The 18,368-nt window shown below is 61.1% G+C and carries 16 protein-coding genes; 4 read left to right on the top strand and 12 right to left on the bottom strand.

The features are described 5' to 3' along the window. Positions 1 to 304: 304 nt before the first annotated feature. From ACYYKW_RS07685 to ACYYKW_RS07670, 4 genes are all read right to left on the bottom strand, one after another. Positions 305 to 1,102, bottom strand: coding sequence for a class I SAM-dependent methyltransferase (locus ACYYKW_RS07685; protein ID WP_464989790.1), 798 nt, complete (start codon positions 1,100 to 1,102; stop codon positions 305 to 307). 99 nt (positions 1,103 to 1,201) lie between these two features. Then, entirely contained in the window at positions 1,202 to 1,477 is a 276-nt protein-coding gene (locus tag ACYYKW_RS07680) for a type II toxin-antitoxin system RelE/ParE family toxin (protein ID WP_203421555.1), read from the bottom strand. A 1-nt stretch (position 1,478) separates the two neighbouring features. Further along, the gene (locus ACYYKW_RS07675) at positions 1,479 to 1,751 is read right to left on the bottom strand and encodes a CopG family ribbon-helix-helix protein (protein ID WP_090282708.1); all 273 of its coding nucleotides are present in this window, start codon (positions 1,749 to 1,751) and stop codon (positions 1,479 to 1,481) included. A gap of 173 nt (positions 1,752 to 1,924) precedes the next feature. Then, on the bottom strand, positions 1,925 to 2,824 hold the full coding sequence (locus ACYYKW_RS07670; protein WP_464989789.1) for a LysR family transcriptional regulator: 900 nt from the start codon (positions 2,822 to 2,824) through the stop codon (positions 1,925 to 1,927). A 161-nt stretch (positions 2,825 to 2,985) separates the two neighbouring features. Here ACYYKW_RS07670 and ACYYKW_RS07665 point away from each other — a divergent pair, with 161 nt between their 5' ends. Together ACYYKW_RS07665 and ACYYKW_RS07660 are read left to right on the top strand one after the other, a co-directional pair. Then, on the top strand, positions 2,986 to 4,005 hold the full coding sequence (locus ACYYKW_RS07665) for an alpha/beta hydrolase (RefSeq protein WP_464989788.1): 1,020 nt from the start codon (positions 2,986 to 2,988) through the stop codon (positions 4,003 to 4,005). A gap of 51 nt (positions 4,006 to 4,056) precedes the next feature. Beyond that, positions 4,057 to 5,484 carry a mechanosensitive ion channel domain-containing protein gene (locus tag ACYYKW_RS07660; RefSeq protein WP_464989787.1) on the top strand — a complete coding sequence of 476 codons (1,428 nt, stop codon included), beginning with the start codon at positions 4,057 to 4,059 and terminating at the stop codon, positions 5,482 to 5,484. 215 nt (positions 5,485 to 5,699) lie between these two features. Here ACYYKW_RS07660 and ycaC read toward each other — a convergent pair whose 3' ends face one another. The 7 genes from ycaC to ACYYKW_RS07625 all read right to left on the bottom strand — a co-directional run bounded on the left by ycaC (position 5,700) and on the right by ACYYKW_RS07625 (position 13,229). Beyond that, a complete protein-coding gene (gene ycaC, locus ACYYKW_RS07655) occupies positions 5,700 to 6,323 on the bottom strand; it encodes an isochorismate family cysteine hydrolase YcaC (RefSeq protein WP_090282704.1) in 624 nt (207 codons plus the stop codon). Positions 6,324 to 6,391: 68 nt separating this feature from the next. After that, positions 6,392 to 8,230 carry an amidohydrolase gene (locus tag ACYYKW_RS07650; protein WP_464989786.1) on the bottom strand — a complete coding sequence of 613 codons (1,839 nt, stop codon included), beginning with the start codon at positions 8,228 to 8,230 and terminating at the stop codon, positions 6,392 to 6,394. A 40-nt stretch (positions 8,231 to 8,270) separates the two neighbouring features. Further along, complete coding sequence (locus ACYYKW_RS07645; RefSeq protein WP_093102725.1) at positions 8,271 to 8,897, bottom strand: antibiotic biosynthesis monooxygenase; 627 nt, start codon at positions 8,895 to 8,897, stop codon at positions 8,271 to 8,273. Next, positions 8,890 to 9,303 carry a DoxX family protein gene (locus ACYYKW_RS07640; RefSeq protein WP_093102728.1) on the bottom strand — a complete coding sequence of 138 codons (414 nt, stop codon included), beginning with the start codon at positions 9,301 to 9,303 and terminating at the stop codon, positions 8,890 to 8,892. The genes ACYYKW_RS07645 and ACYYKW_RS07640 overlap by 8 nt, the downstream gene beginning before the upstream one ends. Positions 9,304 to 9,415: 112 nt before the next feature. Then, a complete protein-coding gene (locus tag ACYYKW_RS07635; RefSeq protein WP_336354453.1) occupies positions 9,416 to 11,155 on the bottom strand; it encodes a hypothetical protein in 1,740 nt (579 codons plus the stop codon). 112 nt (positions 11,156 to 11,267) lie between these two features. Then, positions 11,268 to 12,191, bottom strand: coding sequence for a LysR family transcriptional regulator (locus tag ACYYKW_RS07630; RefSeq protein WP_336354452.1), 924 nt, complete (start codon positions 12,189 to 12,191; stop codon positions 11,268 to 11,270). Between the two features lie 54 nt (positions 12,192 to 12,245). Next, positions 12,246 to 13,229 carry an MBL fold metallo-hydrolase gene (locus ACYYKW_RS07625; RefSeq protein ID WP_464989785.1) on the bottom strand — a complete coding sequence of 328 codons (984 nt, stop codon included), beginning with the start codon at positions 13,227 to 13,229 and terminating at the stop codon, positions 12,246 to 12,248. A gap of 249 nt (positions 13,230 to 13,478) precedes the next feature. Between ACYYKW_RS07625 and ACYYKW_RS07620 the strand changes: the two genes are divergently transcribed. Then, a complete protein-coding gene (locus tag ACYYKW_RS07620; protein ID WP_464989784.1) occupies positions 13,479 to 13,910 on the top strand; it encodes a helix-turn-helix domain-containing protein in 432 nt (143 codons plus the stop codon). A 124-nt stretch (positions 13,911 to 14,034) separates the two neighbouring features. Beyond that, positions 14,035 to 16,890 (top strand): ATP-binding protein, encoded by a 2,856-nt coding sequence (locus ACYYKW_RS07615; protein ID WP_464989783.1) that lies wholly within the window; start codon positions 14,035 to 14,037, stop codon positions 16,888 to 16,890. On the opposite strand, the gene ACYYKW_RS07610 is transcribed toward ACYYKW_RS07615, so the two are convergent. Beyond that, positions 16,867 to 18,321, bottom strand: a complete 1,455-nt coding sequence (locus tag ACYYKW_RS07610; RefSeq protein ID WP_464989782.1) for an ATP-binding protein — start codon at positions 18,319 to 18,321, stop codon at positions 16,867 to 16,869. The genes ACYYKW_RS07615 and ACYYKW_RS07610 overlap by 24 nt on opposite strands. Positions 18,322 to 18,368: the final 47 nt, after the last annotated feature.

Raw genomic sequence — 18,368 nt, 5'->3', positions numbered from 1 at the left:
AGGGATCGATCCGGGCGTGGGAGCGCAGCGACCGTACGACGAAGTCGTACACAGCGGAAGTAGGTGCAGCGAAGCAAACCGTAGCCGCTGCGCCCGGATTGGTCCCGGAGCGAAGGAACCCGAGCCTGCGAGGGCCGAACGTAGGAGCAAGCGTTTTTTTGCTTACTTTTTTAGGCGTTTGTAAAAAAAGTGAGTCGCCGTCAGGCGAAACCGCCAGCCGCAGCACCCGAAGCAACGGATATGCACACAAAAACCCGAAACCAGCGCCTGCTCGCGAAGAGGCCAGTCGTCGCAATAAAGGTGCTCAGACCTTGCTCGCCACCAAGGTAAAGCACATCGGCATCTGCGCCTCACGATTCAAATAGCAGTCATACACCTCTTCCCGATTCGAATGCGCGTACTCCTGAAAATGCACGATATTCAGCCCCGCTCCAATAGCGCCGCTGAAAATCGCGCCGAGGGTATGCACGAACCAGAACGACTTTGCCGCCGGCTGTTCAATCTTGCCGACGTAGACAATCGGCTCTTCCTGCACAAACGGCTCGGCGCGAAAGTACGAGCTGGCGAGGCGATAAGGGTCCTCGCCAGCCGGATCGACCATTTCCAGAAACGGATGGGTCTCGTAGATCACCAGCTTGCCACCCGGTCTCAGCGTCGAAGCCACGTGACGGAAAAACTCGCCAATATCGGGCATCCAGTTCAGCACGCCAATAGTGATCAGGGCGACATCAAACCGGTTATGCAATGACCCAGGCAAATGATGGATATCGCTTTCGACAAACTCGGCAGGGTGCGGTGAGCGAGCATTCAGCGCGCGGGCCTGTTCGAGGAAGGCTGCCGACTGATCGACGCCGACCACACTGCGCGCCCCCACTGCAAACAGCGACAGGCTTTCGCGACCGTTGTTGCAGCCCAGTTGAATCACGTCCTTGCCGTCGACTTCCAGCAAACCGCTCAGGGTGGCGTCGAGACAGGAAAAGTCCGCCTGCGCGACGTCGCTGAGCAATGCCTGCCAGTCCGACGAATTCTGATGATGATCAGCGGAATCATTCCAGGCCTGTCGATTGCTCTCGATGGCGGTTTTGGGATTGGGCACTTCCATGGCGCACTCCGGATAGGGCTCGTGATTGAGCGGCATGAGTCTAGAACAGACCCGGAGTGGAGGTTGTTGCAATGTTGTAAATGCGGATTTGACGACGGGCTATCGTTCTTCGCGGGTGTGCCAAAGGCGCAGCAGGTAGATAGTCGGACCGATAATCTCGTAGCGCATGTCGTAGTGCCCTACCAGAATCCTTCGCACATCTCGCGGTTCAAACTCTTCCAGACGCTCGCCCAAGCGCGGATTGGCCAATAGCATTGCAGGAGCAGCAGTCAGCTGTTGCACAGTACGTGCAGCGGCAGGTTGATTGACTGCTGCCAAGAACTCGTAAAGCCTGGTCAAATCGGAAAGTCCTTTGCTCGTCCACTTCAACTCCATATTAAAGTGGTGCCTTGAGCGGAGCATCAGAACTCAAGCTGTCCGCCCAAGCCTGCACCGATTGATGATCGATGACGCGCCCGGCGTCCACATCAGCCAACGCTTCGCGCGTCAAACGGCTGCGTTCTTCTTCTTGATCAATCCAGGCGCTCAGGGCTTGTTTCACGATCCAGTTGCGCGAGCGCTCAAGACGCTCGGCCATCAGATCGACCTTCTCGGCCAACTGCACGGGAACGTGGGCAGTAACGGATCGGGTTTTCATTGTCGCGGCCATGTGAGTGTCTCCTGATGGTTGAGGGTAGCGAGAGTCATAAGCCAACAGAATAGTGAGCTGTGACTGAGTTTGCCTGCCCTCGCAACAAACTGAATCGAAGTTAATCACAACACACCATCCTCTGCTATTCCGTCCGACGGAGCGTGAAGGGGCAGAAAAGCTTTCTGTCCGGATCAAAGATTCACATGGCTCTGGTTCAACCGCTCACGCAAAAACTCCACCAGCGCCTGCACCGGCCTTGAAGCCTGCCGATGCTGCGGATACACCGCTGACAACGTCAGCGGCTCGGGGCGCAGATCGTCCAGCACCGGCACCAGCCGTCCATCCTTCAAAGCCGCGCCAACAATGAATGTCGGCAAGTAAGTGATGCCCATCCCCTGCACCGCCGCATCGCGCAACAATTCACCATTGTTCACGCGCATGCGCCCGGCGACGTTGACCAATACAGGCTTGCCCTGCCCTTCGTTGAATCGCCATTGCACCGAGCGCCCGTGTCCATACGGCAGGCAATCATGGCTGTGCAGGTCTTCAGGCTTGAGCGGCGTGCCGCGTTCTGAAAGGTACGCGGGACTGGCGCAATACACCCGCTCGATGGACGCAATGCGCCGGGCGATCAACGTCGAATCTTCCAGCGTGCCAATGCGCAGTGCCAGGTCGTAGCCCTCGCCCAGCAAGTCCACCGGGCGATCGCTCAGGTCCACTTCCACTGTCACTTCGCGATAGCGCTGCAGAAACATCGGCAGCAGGCAACCGAGATGCGCCACGGCAAACGACAGCGGCGCGCTCAGGCGGATCGTCCCGCGCGGCTCCGCCGTTTCTCCGGCGATGCCCTGCTCTACTTGCTCGACTTCGCTCAGCAAGCGCAAGGCCGCTTCGTAATAACTCTGCCCCAGCGGAGTGACGTCGAGGCGGCGGGTCGAGCGGTTCAGTAAACGCACGCCCAGCCGCTCTTCCAATTGCATCAAGCGACGGCTGACGAACTGCTTGGACAGGCCCAACTGATCGGCCGCTGAGGTGAAGCTGCCGGAGTCCATGACCTGGCAAAAAATACGCATGTCTTCGAACGGGTTCATTGTCACTCTCTGGTGGACAGTTAAACGCTTTATAGCTGCTTTTTCACTTTTCAGCAGCCCATTAATCTGTGCTCACGGTGTTGCTGAGGCCAGAAACCCAGCGCCACAGCAGCCCGCAACGCAGGCAAGAAAATCAAAATCATTCAAAAGGATTTCCACCCATGAGCATCGTCAAGAAAACCCTCGCGGCATCCCTCCTCGCCCTGTCCATCGGCAACGCATTCGCCACTGAAAGTACCGGGGTCGAACGCAATACCCAGGCCTTCCTCGACGCCCTCGCCGCTGGCGGCGGCAAGCCGCTGGAGCAACTGAGCCCGAAAGACGCCCGTGCGGTGCTGACCGGTGCGCAGGCGTCGGTGAAAGTGGATCTGTCGGGGATTGAAGTCAGCGACAAGGCGATCAAGGTCGATGCTCAGACCATCAATCTGAAAGTGGTGCGTCCGGCCAAGGTCAAGGGCGAGTTGCCGGTGTTCATGTTCTTCCACGGTGGCGGCTGGGTGCTTGGTGATTTCCCGACGCACCAGCGCTTGGTTCGTGATCTGGTGGTGGGCTCTGGCGCGGTCGCGGTTTACGTCGATTACACGCCGTCGCCGGAAGCGCAGTACCCGACCGCGATCAACCAGGCCTACGCCGCGACGAAATGGGTCGCCGAGCACGGCAAGGAAATCGGCGTCGACGGCAAGCGCCTCGCCGTGGCCGGCAACAGCGTCGGCGGCAACATGGCGGCGGTGGTAGCGTTGATGGCCAAGGAACAGAAAGCCCCGGCGCTGCGCTTCCAGTTGCTGATGTGGCCGGTGACCAACGCGCAGTTCGACGACGGTTCGTACCAGCAATTTGCCGAGGGACATTTCCTCACCAAAGGCATGATGCAGTGGTTCTGGGACAACTACACCACCAAGCCGGCCGAGCGTACGCAGATCCACGCCTCGCCGCTCAACGCCAGCGCCGAACAGCTCAAGGGCTTGCCGGCAGCGCTGGTGCAGACCGCCGAATTCGACGTGCTGCGTGATGAAGGCGAAGCCTATGCGCGGCACCTCGATGCGGCCGGTGTCGCGGTGACCTCGGTGCGCTACAACGGGATGATTCATGACTTCGGCCTGCTCAACCCGCTGAGCCAGATCCCCGAAGTGCAGGCAGCGGTACGACAAGCCGCCGCCGAGCTGAAAACCCACCTCAACTGAGCCCAGGCCCGGCGCCCAAAAAGCGCCGGGCTTTTTGTGTGAGTAATGCCCATGACTTTCCTTCTCGCTCACCTGCTCTCCTGGAGCGCCGTGCTGTTGCTGCTCGACGCTGCGCTGTGGCACTTCGCGCCATACAAGCATCGCGCGCCGAAGGTCGGTGTGCGGCTGGTGCTGTTTCTGGCCTTTAGTACGCTGGTGATCAATGCCGGTGTCAGCCCGTTGCAGGCGCCGCGATTTGCCGATGACCGCGTGACGCAACTGGGCGCGACGGCGCTGGGCATTCTCTGGTGGCTGTACGCCGCGCGGGTGCTGACCGAAGTCATCGGTCTGGCCCTGATGCGTCGCATCGGTCACAGCGGTCGTCTTCTGCAGGACGTAATCGGCGCGCTGGTGTTTCTTGTCGCCATCGTCGCCGCCGCCGGTTATGTGCTGGAGCTGCCGGTCAAAGGTCTGCTGGCGACGTCGGGCGTGGTCGCGATCGTTGTCGGCCTGGCGCTGCAAAGCACCCTGGCCGACGTGTTTTCCGGGATCGTGCTGAACACCACCAAGCCGTATCAGGTGGACGATTTCGTGATGATCGACGGCGTCGAAGGCAAGGTGTTCGACATCGACTGGCGCGCCACCCATTTGCTGACCAGCGCCGGGACCATGGCGGTGGTGCCGAACTCGGTGGCAGCCAAGGCGAAGATCGTCAACCTCAGCCGCCCGAACAACATGCACGGCGTGTCGATCAGCATCAAAGTGCCGAACCATATCCGCCCACGCCGGGTGTTGGATGCGCTGGATCGCACGCTGCAAGGCAGCAGTTCGCTGTTGCTCAGTCCGGCACCGAAAGCCGTGCTCAAAGAGGCCGGCGAAACCATGTCGGAGTACGTTGCCAGCGGTTTCATCGCCGAGCTGGGCAAGAAAAGCGAAGTGCGCAATCAACTGTTCGACCTCGCCCACCGGCATCTCGAAGCCGCGGGCATTTCGCGTCATCCCGACGGCGTGATCGAACCTTCGAGCCGCGCCCGCGCGTTGCTCGATGAGGTGAAGATCTTCCGCTCGCTGAGCAGTGACGAGCGCGATCGCCTCGCCGAATCGATGGTCGCCCAGCAATACACGGCGGGTCAGGTAGTGCTCGATCTGGATGAAGTGCCGGACAGCCTGTTCGTGATTGCCACCGGCGTGGTCAGCGCGACCGTGCCGGATGGTGATAACAAGGTCGAAGCCGGGCGTATGGGGCCGAGTGAAGTGATGGGTGAACAAAGCATTCTTGCCGACACGCCGTCGCAGGCGACATTCACGGCGCTGACCTCGAGCATCGTTTATCGACTCGACAAGCAGTTGACCCGTGAGTGCATGGACAAGCGCAGTGAGGTCAATCGGGCCTTGAACAAATTGCAGGCGGTGCGTCAGCAGAACAGTCGCCTCGCGTTGATGGCCAAACCGGTGGCGGTGAAGAAGGGAGGGTTTTTGGGGTGGTTGCAGAAGCGCTGAAAATCAAGATCAAGACCAAAATCAAAAGCTTCCCCCCTCACCCCAGCCCTCTCCCCCCAAGGGGGGCGAGGGGGAAAGGGAGCCGATCTCCATGCGCTTCAAGCATGGAGATCGCCTCGGTATTGCGGGTCGGTGCAACTTCAACAAACACCGCGGTCAGTCCCCTCTCCCTCTGGGAGAGGGTTAGGGTGAGGGCTTTTCAGACTCGCACCCGATTACTGAGCAGTAAACTTGGTATAGCTGTTGATCAGGTTGCGGTAGTTAGGCAGGCGCTCCGACAGCAGATGCGCCAGGCCTTCCATATCGTTGCGCCAGTCACCCTGCAGCTCGCACGCCACCGAGAACCAGTTCAACAGGTGTGCACCGGCCGCCGACATGCGCGCCCACGCCGCTTGTTGCACGGTGGTGTTGAAGGTGCCGGACGAGTCGGTCACCACGAACACTTCGAAGCCTTCAGCAATTGCCGAAAGGGTCGGGAATGCCACGCAGACGTCGGTCACCACGCCAGCGATGATCAGTTGCTTGCGACCAGTGGCCTTGATCGCCTTGACGAAGTCTTCGTTGTCCCAGGCGTTGATCTGGCCTGGACGCTGGATGAACGGTGCGTCCGGAAACTGCTCGCGCAGCTCGGGCACGATCGGGCCGTTGGGACCTGCATCGAAGCTGGTGGTGAGGATGGTTGGCAGCTTGAAGAACTTGGCGATGTCGCCCAGTGCCAGCACGTTGTTCTTGAACTCGTTCGGGGTGAAATCCTGGACCAGCGAGATCAGACCGGTCTGGTGATCGACCAGCAGCACAACGGCATCATCTTTGTTCAGACGCTTGTAAGGAACGCTCATGGCAAAACTCCTGGGTGGATGGTTGTTGCGTGAAGCGCCGGCGTGATGACCGGCGCTTTTTTTCGAAATCAGAAGGCGAAGCAGGAACAGCCGAACGCGCCCCAGAAACCGGCGAAGTCGCTGACTGGCGCGTTCGACATCCGCGCCTTTTCATGGCTGTGGGTGTGCACCGCGCATGGCCCGCTGCACTGGTGAACCTGCGCCTGCAATGGCGAGTTCGGGCGCCAGTGACCCGGCACCTTGACCACTGGCGACCAGTCCGGCAGCACCGGAATCGAGCGCGGGCCGAGGTCTTCGAAATCGCCGGCGGCGTAGACGATCTTGCCGCCGACCACCGTCATCACCGACTCGATCCACTTGATCGCTTCTTCTTCGACGCTGAAGAAATCTGCGCTGAGTGCTGCCAGGTCCGCCAGTTGGCCGACGCGAATCTGGCCCTTCTTGCCCTGCTCCGAGGAGAACCAGGCGCTGCCGTGGGTGAACAGCTCCAGCGCGGTGCTGCGGGGCAGCCCTTCTTCGTACAAGGCCAGACCGCCGACGGTGCGCCCGCTGACCATCCAGTACAGCGAAGTCCACGGGTTGTAGCTCGACACGCGGGTGGCGTCGGTGCCAGCGCCCACCGGCACGCCTTCGGCGAGCATGCGCTTGATCGGCGGCGTGGCTTCGGCGGCTTGTTTGCCGTAGCGATCGACGAAGTATTCGCCCTGGAACGCCATGCGATCCTGGATCGCGATGCCGCCGCCCAGCGCTTTCACTCGCTCGATGTTCTGTGGGGTGATGGTTTCGGCGTGGTCGAAGAACCACGGCAGACCGTTGAACGGAATGTCGCGATCAACCTTCTCGAATACGTCGAGCATGCGGCTGATCGATTCGTTGTACGTGGCGTGCAGGCGGAACGGCCAGCGCTGTTCGACCAGATGACGAACCACCGGCTCCAGCTCTTGTTCCATGGTCTGCGGCAGGTCTGGGCGCGGCTCGAGGAAGTCTTCGAAGTCGGCCGCCGAGAACACCAGCATTTCGCCGGCGCCGTTGTGGCGCAGGAAGTCGTCGCCCTGGTGCAACTTGACGCTGCCGGTCCAGTTCTGGAAATCGGTCAGTTCTTCTTTCGGCTTCTGGGTGAACAGGTTGTAGGCGATGCGCACGGTCAATTGGTCTTCTTTGGCCAGTTGCTCGATCACCTGATAATCGTCCGGGTAGTTCTGGAAACCACCGCCGGCGTCGATCGCGCTGGTCAGGCCGAGGCGATTGAGTTCGCGCATGAACTGGCGGGTCGAGTTGACCTGATATTCCAGCGGCAGCTTCGGCCCCTTGGCCAGCGTCGAGTAGAGAATCATCGCGTTCGGCCGCGCAACCAGCATGCCGGTCGGATTGCCGTTGCTGTCACGAACGATCTCGCCGCCCGGCGGGTTCGGCGTGTCGCGGGTATAACCGGCGACGCGCAACGCCGCGCGGTTGAGCAAGGCGCGGTCGTACAGGTGCAGGATGAACACCGGGGTGTCCGGCGCGGCCTGGTTGATTTCTTCCAGGGTCGGCATGCGTTTTTCGGCGAACTGGAATTCGTTCCAGCCACCGACCACGCGCACCCATTGCGGGGTCGGCGTACGGTCCGCCTGATCCTTGAGCATGCGCAGCGCGTCGGCGAGCGACGGCACGCCTTCCCAGCGCAATTCGAGGTTGTAGTTCAAGCCGCCACGGATCAAATGCAAGTGCGAGTCGTTAAGACCAGGAATGACGCAGCGGCCCTTCATGTCGACCACTTGCGTGGCGCTGCCCTTGAAGGCCATGGCTTCGGCGTCGTTACCGACCGCAACGAAGCGGCCGTCCTTGATCGCCACGGCGCTGGCGAGCGGTTTTTCGCGGTCAACCGTATGAAATTGGCCATTGAACAGAATCAGATCGGCGTTCATCGCAGTTCCTCAAGCAAAAGTAAAAAGAAGCAAACCCCGCTCAACGCGGCGCGGTTTCTTGGGAATCGAGGTGTTCATGGGCCTGGCTGGCTTCCAGCCACGGCGTGAACAAACGGGTGACCGGCGGCATCACCACGTACACCACCGAAAGGACGATGGTCAGGGTGATGAAGAAGGTGGCCACCACGTAGTTGGAAAGGATTGGATGCAGCGCCAGCAACGGCCCCCAGATCAGCGGCACCAGCAAGGTGTGCGGCAGAATCACCAGCAACGACACCACGGCTTGTTTCCAGCGCGGCGGTGGCGAAGCGGCGTCAGCCAGTGGCGAGAACCAGAATTCGTTGACCGGCGCGACTTCGGTCTGATCGCCGTCAGCCAGCATCGGCGCCGCCTCGGCGACCAGCGCCTGACGTTCCGCTGATTCCAGCCAGCCTTGCATCGCTTCGGTGCTGCTGAAGCGCAGCACGCAGGTATAAAAGTCGAGACGCCCACGCTTGCCGCGCACCACATCGACCCCCAGATGCCCTTCGCGCTGCCCCGCCACACGGACGATATTGCGCAGCCAGGCTTCATACGCCGACTCGAAACCGGCCTTGACCCGGTGCTTGATAATCAACGTGACGGTCTCATCGGCCCCCGGTGTGGGTTGATTCAGGGCTTCAGGCATAACGCAGTACTCCGGGCAAACGAACAGGAATCGCCAGCCGACCCGGCCCGGCGATCAATACAGTGGTGAAAAGAATCAACAGCAACCAGCCGAACTGCCCCTCGGCCACACTCCATTGCGGATGCACGACCAGCAGCGCCACCAGCAGCACAAAGAGAATAGGCAGGCAGGCCAACCGCGCCAGCACCCCGGCGACGATCAGTAGCGGGCAGAGGACTTCGGCAAAAATCGCCAGGATCAGCGTGAGGCGGGCACCGAGGTGGAACGGGTCTTCGATCAGTTGCAGTTGCGCGGTGAAGTCCAGCAGCTTGGGCAAGCCGTGCACCCACAGCAAAAACAATCCGCCGCTGACCCGCAGGAACAGCAAACCGATGTCCTGTGCCTGTTCATCCCTCGAAGTAGTCATGACCCGCCCCTCTGAATGTCATTGGCTTGAATCATGCCAACGAGGGGGCGGAGTGAATTGCATGGATGTGCTCAGTTGCCGGGTTTGTCCAGCGTGTCAGGCAGGAGCGGTCTCAAGGCGTCGCACTGATCGTGTATTCGCGCGTTTGAAAAACCGTCTGCGTATTCGGATCCGTCGCCTGATCCAGATTGACCCGGAACCGAATGACCAGTTTGCTGCCGTGCTTGAGCAACCGCAGATAATCGACTGAAACATTAGGACCGAAACGGCCATTGGTGATCCATGCGCGGTGCACCATGTTGACGGTGGCCGTCCACATGCGCAGGTTGTGCGGCCCCGTGTCGGACTCCCCGGCAAAATCACACGACAATCGTTGACTCACAGCAATCAAGGGCCAGACTCCAAACTCCAGATTGGCCCCGGACTGGATATCTTTCAGATCAAGAATGTCACCGTTGGCCTGAGTGATCACTGGCGCTACGAGCCGCTCCAGCGCAATCGGCAACACGTTCAGACGTAAAGGCAGTGAGGGCACCGGAGCTGCCCCACCGCGGGTATACGAAAAGGTCACCACCATGGTTTTTCCGACGCTGAATGCCACCAACGAAACGGGCAAGGTAATCCTGATGGGGCGGGTGTTACCCGCTGCAACCGGTGGGGTCGTATGCGAGCCTGCAGGGGGTGTGCCGTCAGCGGCTGTCACCGTCACAGACACCATATCGGTGGGCAGATGATCATAAACGAGCTCAGCGGTCAGGCTGGTGAGTGCGTTCAGCGGATCAAGACGGGTGTCATCGGGAGCCTCGACAATTCTCAGCGGCAGGTCTGACAGCACGACGTTGATCCGTCGGGTATTCGACGGACTGCCACTGCCATCAGCCAACCGAACCGTAAATGCATGCGGTCCCGGATTCAGACCAGGCGCACCGTGCGTCCAGTTACCGTCTACGGGACTGGCCGTACCGATCGAGGTCGTACCGTCCAACACCGTCAATTTACCCGAAGCACTGCCGCTCAAGGTGACATCGGTGTAGCGAGTATTCGCACCGTCGGCGACCTCGCCATCCTGATCGCTAACTGACAATATCCTCGGCGTAACGGCGGAACCTGTGCGGATGATGTAGTTTCGATGGGCGAATGCCTGAGCGAGGGATGGCTGCTCACTGCCTTGCAGCCCGGCCATGAATTTCAGCGTCAGCACGCTGCCATTCTTCAAAGCCTGCAGCGGCGCAGCAGGGAAATTCTGCTCGAAAAACCCATAGCGCTGAAAGTCTTCATCGACGACGTTGACCGGGGCTCGCCAATAAGACGCCTCGAAATCAGTGTCGTCGGCGTTAGTGCCATTTGCGGTGAGCCAAAAACACTGCCCGCGCGTGCCCAGCAGCCACGCATTGATACGCAATGTGAACTCATCCAGATCGCTGACAGGCAATTCGATTCCCTGACCGTCGTTGTCAGCCTGTCGGATGAACGGCCGAGGCAGATCAAACAGATTGATCGGTGCGACGTACAGCGCCAACGCTTGTGAAACAAACTCCGCCGTGCCTCGGTAAACCGTATAAGTGAAAACGACGGTATGCCCCAGGTTGAAAGTCACGAGCCGGGTGTCGATGTGGGTCTGGAAAGGACGTGCAAACCCACCGATCGGTATGCGCGGCGATGTGTAAGAGCCGAAGCCCGGAGTTCCGGCGCAGTGGATCGTCACAACGTCTTCCCGCGCCCACTCGTAGTCTATTCGCAGCGTAATGTTGTGCCGAACCGCGTGCGGGTTCAACAAGCCGCCAGGAAAGCTTTCCATGATCTGCAGCGGTGGCAGGTCGTTACTGTTGAGCGCAGGCGTCGGCGTGTCCATGTTCAGGTTCCTTGAGTGTTGGCCTCTTCGGCATGCTCATCAAACACGGGAAGGCCAACCGGCACCACTGTCAGAACTTACAGGTGAAGCATGGTTTTCGACGAGTGGTCGCTCATCTTGAAGGGATATCCAGCGGCGCCGCCATGAACTGACTGATTCGCGAGCGCAGCCATTTCTCCGCCGGGTCGTTGTCATGCACCCCACTCCACGCCATCGACAACTGCGCCGCATCGATCGGAAACGGCGGATCTTCGGCACGCAGCGCACAGCCCTCAACCAAGGCGCAGGCAGCATAATCCGGAACAGTGGCGATCATCTCGGTGCCGGCGAGCAAGGCGCGCAAACCGCTGAACTGCGGCACACCGAGAACGACACGGCGGCAACGGCCGATCTTCGCCAGGTCCAGATCGATATTGCCGCTCAGGTCGCCCGAGAACGACACCATCGCATGCGGACGCTGGCAATATTCGTCCAGCGTCAGCGGCCCCGGACGATCATCGCCGCGCAGGACTTTGCAGGGAATATCACGTAGCTTCTTGCGCTTGGCGTTAGCGGGCAGATCCGTGGTGTAGCTCACACCCACGGAGATTTCCCCCGAGGCCAGCAACGCTGGCATCAGCAGGTAGTTGGCGCGGCGCACGACCACGACAATCCCCGGCGCTTCCTGCTGAAGCTGGCGCAACAGCGGCGGGAACAGACCGAACTCGGCGTCGTCCGACAGGCCGATGCGAAACACGTCGCAACTGCTCGCCGGCTCGAACTCCTTGGCCCGGCTGACCGCCCCGGAAATCACATCCATCGCCGGCTGCAGTTCCTTGAGAATCGCCAGCGCCCGTGCAGTAGGTTCCATGCCGCGACCATTGCGCAGCAGCAATGGATCGTCGAACAGGTCGCGCAACCGCCCGAGCGCCGCACTGACTGCGGGCTGGCCCATGAACAGTTTTTCGGCGACGCGGGTCAGGTTCTTCTCGAACATCAGCGCTTCGAAAATCACCAGCAGGTTCATGTCGACGCGACGCAGATCGTTACGGTTCATGGGCATGTCGTCCTTATCAATGTCAGCCGCTCAAGCGGATCGGCGCTACGCACTTTACTCGATCAACGGCACTTTGGCCGCGCGTTTGTACGGGCCGTACTCCACCGGCACCCACTGGAAATGTTTGCCTTCGGCAGTGATGTGGCCGATCCCCGGGAACGGCAAATGCGCAGCGGTGACCCAGGTCTTGCTCACCGCCGCCGCACTGAACACCGCCTGCCGGCTGTTGATCGCCTTCTGGCTGTTAACGTCGAAGCCGATCGACACTTCCGGATGCAGGAATTGCACCGCGAGGTTATGCACCAGATCGCCCATGAACACGATGCTCTGCTTCTGCGAGGTGAATCGATAGGTGGTGCTGCCCGGCGTATGCCCGGCTTCGAGCGTCGCTTCGACCACGCCTGGCAGCGGCGACTCGCCTGCGCTGAAGGTCTTGAAACGCCCGGCGGCGACGTAAGCGGCGGTGGATTGCTGGGCTATCTTGAAGAACTCTTTGGCACCGGCCGGAGCCTTGGCCAGTGCGGCCGGATCGAGCCAGTAATCGGCTTCAGCCTTGGCCGCGTAGACCGTAGCATTGCTGAACAGCGCCTGCTGTTGCCCGTCGACCAGGCCACAGACGTGATCCAGATGCAGGTGCGTCAGCAGGATCGTATCGACCTGTTCCGGTTTATAGCCGGCTGCCTGCATGTTGCTCAGCAGCTGGCCAGCGGTGGCGCCGATGCACTGGCCGGCGCCGCTGTCGACCAGAATCAGTTGTTTGCCGGTATTGACCAGAAAGGCGTTGAACGCGGTTTGCACACCCGGCGTTTCAATCGAACGGCGGGCCAGCAGCGCACGAATCTGGCTCTGACTCATGCCTTGCAGCAGCTTCGGCGACAAGTCGTTGTAGCCGTCAAATAACGCCGTGACTTCGTAATCGCCCACCGCCAGGCGGAAATAACCCGGCGCCTGGGTGCCCACTTGTGGCGCTTGCGCCATTGCGCAGGACATCGCCAGTGCGAGCGTCATGGTTGTCACGGCTTTGAACATGCTTTTCATCGAATTCTCCTGAACCTGACCGACTGCGGCGGCCCTGTCGGTTCGCCACGCTTGCCCCGGATCGTCGCGCAAAACGCCCGGCGCAGACTTGCAAGCATGTGCTGAGTTCCGGTCGATGCTCGGCAATTAACAACGATTAACTCGTCAGCTTGGCGCCCGCGCTGAACAATGCCGTCATTCGCACAGCGTTGTTTTTTGACCTGACGGGATGCGCCTTTCGTGCATTCCCCATCGACACGGACCTTGGCCATGGCTCAATTGCAACCCACCGTCGCCCTCGCCCCTGCCCGCCAACCGGATACACCTGCCATTGGCGGGCTCAGTCCGCAACGCGAACGGCTGGTCAAACAACTGATCCTCGAACGCCTCGGTGACAGCCTGGAAGTGGCCGAACTGGCCCGCGCCTGCTCACTGTCACGCAGTCATTTTTCCCGCGCCTTCAAGTGCAGCACCGGGCTTTCGCCGCAGGACTGGATTCGTACCCAGCGCATCGCCCGCGCCAAGATGCTGATCCAGCACACCGACCTGAGCCTGACGCACATAAGCCTGGAATGCGGCTTCTGCGATCAGGCGCATTTCTGTCACATGTTTACCCGCAGCGAAGGCATCAATCCGTTCGCCTGGCGCTGCCAGATCATGCGCGAACCGCGGTCGCCGCGTTCGCAGCCCGGCGTGTTCTGATCGAGACGCCCGTTGCACCGATGCGCAAACCTGAGGATCATGCCCAGACACCCGAACCAGAGAGCCCGCGCCTGCGCGCGCGATGGGTCGGTATCGTCCGTCGCAGCGCCGCAGGAGTGAGCTGTTGAGTCTTTCCCCGAATCAGGCCATCGGTTTTGGCCCCTATCGGATTCATCCCGGACAACGCCGCGTATTCGAAGGCGAGCAACCGCTGCGTCTGGGTCGGCGGGCAATGGACATTCTGCTGATGCTACTGGCGCGTGCCGGTGAAGTGGTGAGCAAGCAGGAACTGATGGCCGGGGTCTGGCCGGACAGTGTTGTCGAAGAAATCAATTTGCGCGTGCACATGGCGGCATTGCGCAAGGCGCTCGGTGACGGTCAGGCCGGCCAGCGTTACATCGTCACGGTGGCGCAGCGAGGCTACAGTTTTGTCGCGCCGCTCCTGCTGCATTCCATGGAGGAGCGTCCTTTGGACGATGCCGGCGGTCGCCACAATCTGCCCTTGCGGCGCACGCGCATGATCGGCCGCCAGCCACTGGTCGACAGCCTGATGAGCGACCTGCCGCGTCGACGCTGCATCACCCTGGTCGGCCCTGGCGGAATCGGCAAGACCACCGTCGCGCTGCGGGTCGCCGAGCAGTTGATCGGCTTTTACCGCGACGGTATTCGCCTGGTGGATCTGGCGCCGCTCAACGACCCCACGCTGATCGGCTCGCACCTCGCCACCCTGCTTGATCTGGTGCTGCCTGAGGGCGACTCGCTGGCAGCGTTGGTCGACGCGCTGCAACCACGGCAGATGCTGTTGCTGCTCGACAACTGTGAGCACCTGATCGATGCCGTCGCGACCCTCAGCGAAAGCATTCTGCGCGGCGCGCCCAAAGTGCACATTCTTGCCACCAGCCGCGAAAGCCTGCGGGCCGAGGGTGAATGCGTCCAGCGCCTGGACGCGCTCGCCTACCCGTCGATGAGTACGATGCTGAGTCGCGAACAGGTACTCGAATTTTCGGCACTGCAACTGTTCATCGAGCGAGCCACGGCCGCCCAGGAAAGCTTCGAACTGAGCGATAGCCAACTGCCGCAAGTGATCGAGATTTGCCACCGACTGGACGGGATGCCACTGGCGCTGGAACTGGCGGCCGCGCAGGTTACCGAGCTTGGCCTCGACGGTCTGCTCGGGCAGCTGCAGGGTCGCCTGCCACCGTTGAACAAAGGCCGGCAAAGCAGTCATGAACGGCACCTGACGCTACGCGCCACGCTGGACTGGAGTTTCAATCTGCTGGAGCGCTGCGAGCAGACCTGCCTGCGTCGTCTGGCGGTGTTTCGCGGCGGCTTTACTCTGGAATCGGCAGCGGCCGTGATCGTTGGCGAGCAGATCGATCCCAGTGTGGTGTTCGTCTCGATCACTCAATTGGTCGCCAAATCCTTGCTCAGCGTCGAGGTCGGCGATGAACAGGTGTTCTATCGCTTGCTCGACACCACCCGCCGTTATGCGCTGGAAAAACTCGAGCAGGCCGCCGAATTCGATGACACCCGCGAGCGCCATGCCGAGCGCTGCCTGGCGCTGATGCAGCAAGCGAAAAACGAGTGGGAACATACCCCGACGGCGCTGTGGATCGAACGCTACGCCCGCGGGCTCGAAGATTTGCGCGCGGCGCTGGAGTGGAGCCTGCACGGGGCCGGCTCCGGGGGGTTGGGAATTCGTCTGGCGGCAGCCTCGGCGCCGTTGTGGCAAGAACTCTCGCTGCTCAAGGAATACGGCGGCCATGTGCGTCGGGCGCTGAGCCTGTTCGATGAACGCGACGAGCCTTGCCCGCGTCTGAAGATCACTTTGAAACTGGCGCTGGGCAGTGCCTGTTACCACACCTGGGGCGGCACCACCGAAACCATCGACGCCTTTGCCCAGGCACAACAACTGGCGCAGGCGAACAACGACGTTGCCGGCCATTTGCGTGCGGTATCCGGGTACATGGCGGTCAATCTCAGTTGCGGGCATTACCGTCTGGCGCTGGCCCAGAGCGAGCAGTTCGACCGCCTCGGCCTGCACGGCGATCCGCTGCTGTCACTGAGCACCCACCGTTTGCGCGTACTGGCGCTGCATTATGCCGGCGACCAGTCGCAGGCGCGCACTCATGCCGAGCAGGTCCTGCAGCGGATGGCGCACAGTGGCAACGTCAACCGCTTCACCCACGGCTTTGGCGTGCAATACGACCAGAGCGTGGCCTCGTTGACGGTGCTGGCGCGCATCTTGTGGATGCAGGGCCTGCCCGAGCAGGCGTGGCGTGCCGCGCGACAGGCGCTGGACATCGCCGTGCAGATCGATCACGGCACTTCGATCTGTTACACCCTGGCCTTGGCCAGTTGCCCGATCGCTCATTACAACGGCGATCAACAAAACGCCCGCATGCTGCTGCGTCTGCTATTGGAGCAATCGCAAAAACATTCGGTGCTGCTTTTCAATCATTGGGGTCGGCATTACGCGCAGGTCATTGATGCAGGCGCCACCGACCTGCCGCCGACGGAGCGCGGCGGGTTGATTGGTGAAATCATGGTCACGCTGGATCCGCGTTTCGTCGACGATGCATTGCTGCAGCGTGCATTGAGTGGCGAGGCGGGATGGAGCACGGCAGAGATCTTGCGCGCTCAGGCGCAGGCGTTGCTATCGCAGAATTCTGGATGCGCCTCAGATCCCTGTGGGAGCTGGCTTGCCAGCGATGGCGTCCTGTCAGACAGCGCCAATATCAAGCAAGCCGAACACCTCCTGCAACAAGCCCTGACCACCTCCCGCACCCAGGGCGCCCTCGCCTGGGAGCTGCGCAGCGCCACATCATTGGCGCAACTCTGGCATCGCCAGTCGCGCGGTCATCACGCACTGAATCTGCTGGGCCCTGTCGTCGAGCAGTTCAGCGAGGGTTTTGCGACCCCGGATTTGAGCAGAGCACGCTTGCTGATCAATGCCCTAAGTGAAGACGTACATGCCTGAATGACTGCGTCGCTGATTGACGTAGCGCGCATGCCGACGCTCAAGCTCGACCCCTTCCCCGCTGCGTTCAAGCTGCTCGCGCGCATAACGTCGAGTGGTGTTGAGCATGCGGTATCGGCAAGCGCTGCCGCTCCCCTCCTGCGTCAGCAGCGATTTTTGCACCAGGCTTGTGATGATTGCGGCGAGGCGCGACGAGGCCAGTGGCGTGCAACTGACCACTGCCAGCGCCGCCTCCAATGTGAAAGGCATTTTGAACACCGACAAACGCTGCAATACGCGCTGCTCCGGCTCGCTCAAGCGCTGATAGCTGCTGTCCAGCGCGGCCCGCATCGACTGATGGCGCGGCACGGCGGTGCGCCGGCCCTGGCTGAGCACTTGCAGCCCGTTGGCCACGTGCGCGTGCAAGCCGATAAGACCCAGCACATCGATCTGCGCCGCCGCCAGTTCGATGGCCAGCGGCAAGCCGTCGAGTTGTCGGCAAATTTCGCGCAGCGGCTGCACATCCTGAGCGCGCAGCTGGAAATCATGCTGGCGCGCCCGTGCGCGACTGACGAACAACTGCACCGCCGGGCAGCCCATGGCCTCGGCGACATCGTCGACCGCCACAGGCTTTGGCAGGCTCAAGGGTGGCAGTTGCTTGAGGACTTCACCGCTGACCTGCAAGGGCTCACGGCTGGTAACCAGAATGGATATACGTGGCGCCACGCCTGACAGGGTTTCGGCCAGTGCCTTGCAGGCCGCGTGCTGATGCTCGGCGTTGTCGAGCACCAGCAAGGCATGACGTTCGCACAACCCGGCCAGATCGCTGCCGAGCCGGTGCAGACAATGCTCCAGCAATGAGCTGTTGCCGCTGATCTGCGCAAGATCGACATGCCAGACGCCGTGGCGAAAATACTGCACCAACAGTTCCGCTACCCGCAGGGCCACGGTGGATTTGCCCACGCCGGTCGGGCCGGTGATGGTCAGCAGCCGACACGCTGGCAGGTGTCGCATCAGACTGCCCACCAGCGCATCGCGGCCGATCACCGGAGTCAACCGCGCGGGCAAGTTGTGCGGTGGTGGCGCATTGGCAGGTGTTTGCGGCGCTGCACTGTCGCGATGCACCGGGGCGATGAAACTGTAGCCGCATTGCGGCACGTTAATGATGTAACGCTGACCGTTGCCACCGTCTCCCAGTGCGCGTCGCAGTGCCGCGATGTGCACCCGCAGGTTGATCTCCTCGACCACCGACGTCGGCCACACCTGGGCGATCAATTGCTCCTTGGTGACCACCCGACCGGCGCGCTCGACCAATACTTGCAAAATATCCAGTGCCCGACTGCCCACGCGCACTGGCTGATCCCCGTTCAGGATCAGTCGTTGTCGCACATGAAAGGCGTAAGGGCCAAAACGCAGCACTGACGCCGGGTTGAAATCATCGAGGCTGTTCATGCCAACCATCTTGGCAGCGTTCGATGACGCGACAACGGCGACACGGG

This window comes from Pseudomonas sp. 15C (assembly GCF_055484735.1).
Note: the sequence above shows the minus strand (reverse complement) of the source record. Positions and strands in the feature narration are given on the sequence as shown.

Coding starts and splice junctions, on each gene's coding strand:
- ACYYKW_RS07645 (WP_093102725.1), bottom strand. CDS start 8,897: ATGCCTGAAGCCCTGAATCAACCCACACCGGGGGCCGATGAGACCGTC.
- ACYYKW_RS07610 (WP_464989782.1), bottom strand. CDS start 18,321: ATGAACAGCCTCGATGATTTCAACCCGGCGTCAGTGCTGCGTTTTGGC.
- ACYYKW_RS07640 (WP_093102728.1), bottom strand. CDS start 9,303: ATGACTACTTCGAGGGATGAACAGGCACAGGACATCGGTTTGCTGTTC.
- ACYYKW_RS07665 (WP_464989788.1), top strand. CDS start 2,986: ATGAGCATCGTCAAGAAAACCCTCGCGGCATCCCTCCTCGCCCTGTCC.
- ACYYKW_RS07625 (WP_464989785.1), bottom strand. CDS start 13,229: ATGAAAAGCATGTTCAAAGCCGTGACAACCATGACGCTCGCACTGGCG.
- ACYYKW_RS07660 (WP_464989787.1), top strand. CDS start 4,057: ATGACTTTCCTTCTCGCTCACCTGCTCTCCTGGAGCGCCGTGCTGTTG.
- ycaC (WP_090282704.1), bottom strand. CDS start 6,323: ATGAGCGTTCCTTACAAGCGTCTGAACAAAGATGATGCCGTTGTGCTG.
- ACYYKW_RS07680 (WP_203421555.1), bottom strand. CDS start 1,477: ATGGAGTTGAAGTGGACGAGCAAAGGACTTTCCGATTTGACCAGGCTT.
- ACYYKW_RS07675 (WP_090282708.1), bottom strand. CDS start 1,751: ATGGCCGCGACAATGAAAACCCGATCCGTTACTGCCCACGTTCCCGTG.
- ACYYKW_RS07650 (WP_464989786.1), bottom strand. CDS start 8,230: ATGAACGCCGATCTGATTCTGTTCAATGGCCAATTTCATACGGTTGAC.
- ACYYKW_RS07670 (WP_464989789.1), bottom strand. CDS start 2,824: ATGAACCCGTTCGAAGACATGCGTATTTTTTGCCAGGTCATGGACTCC.
- ACYYKW_RS07630 (WP_336354452.1), bottom strand. CDS start 12,191: ATGAACCGTAACGATCTGCGTCGCGTCGACATGAACCTGCTGGTGATT.
- ACYYKW_RS07685 (WP_464989790.1), bottom strand. CDS start 1,102: ATGGAAGTGCCCAATCCCAAAACCGCCATCGAGAGCAATCGACAGGCC.
- ACYYKW_RS07635 (WP_336354453.1), bottom strand. CDS start 11,155: ATGGACACGCCGACGCCTGCGCTCAACAGTAACGACCTGCCACCGCTG.
- ACYYKW_RS07620 (WP_464989784.1), top strand. CDS start 13,479: ATGGCTCAATTGCAACCCACCGTCGCCCTCGCCCCTGCCCGCCAACCG.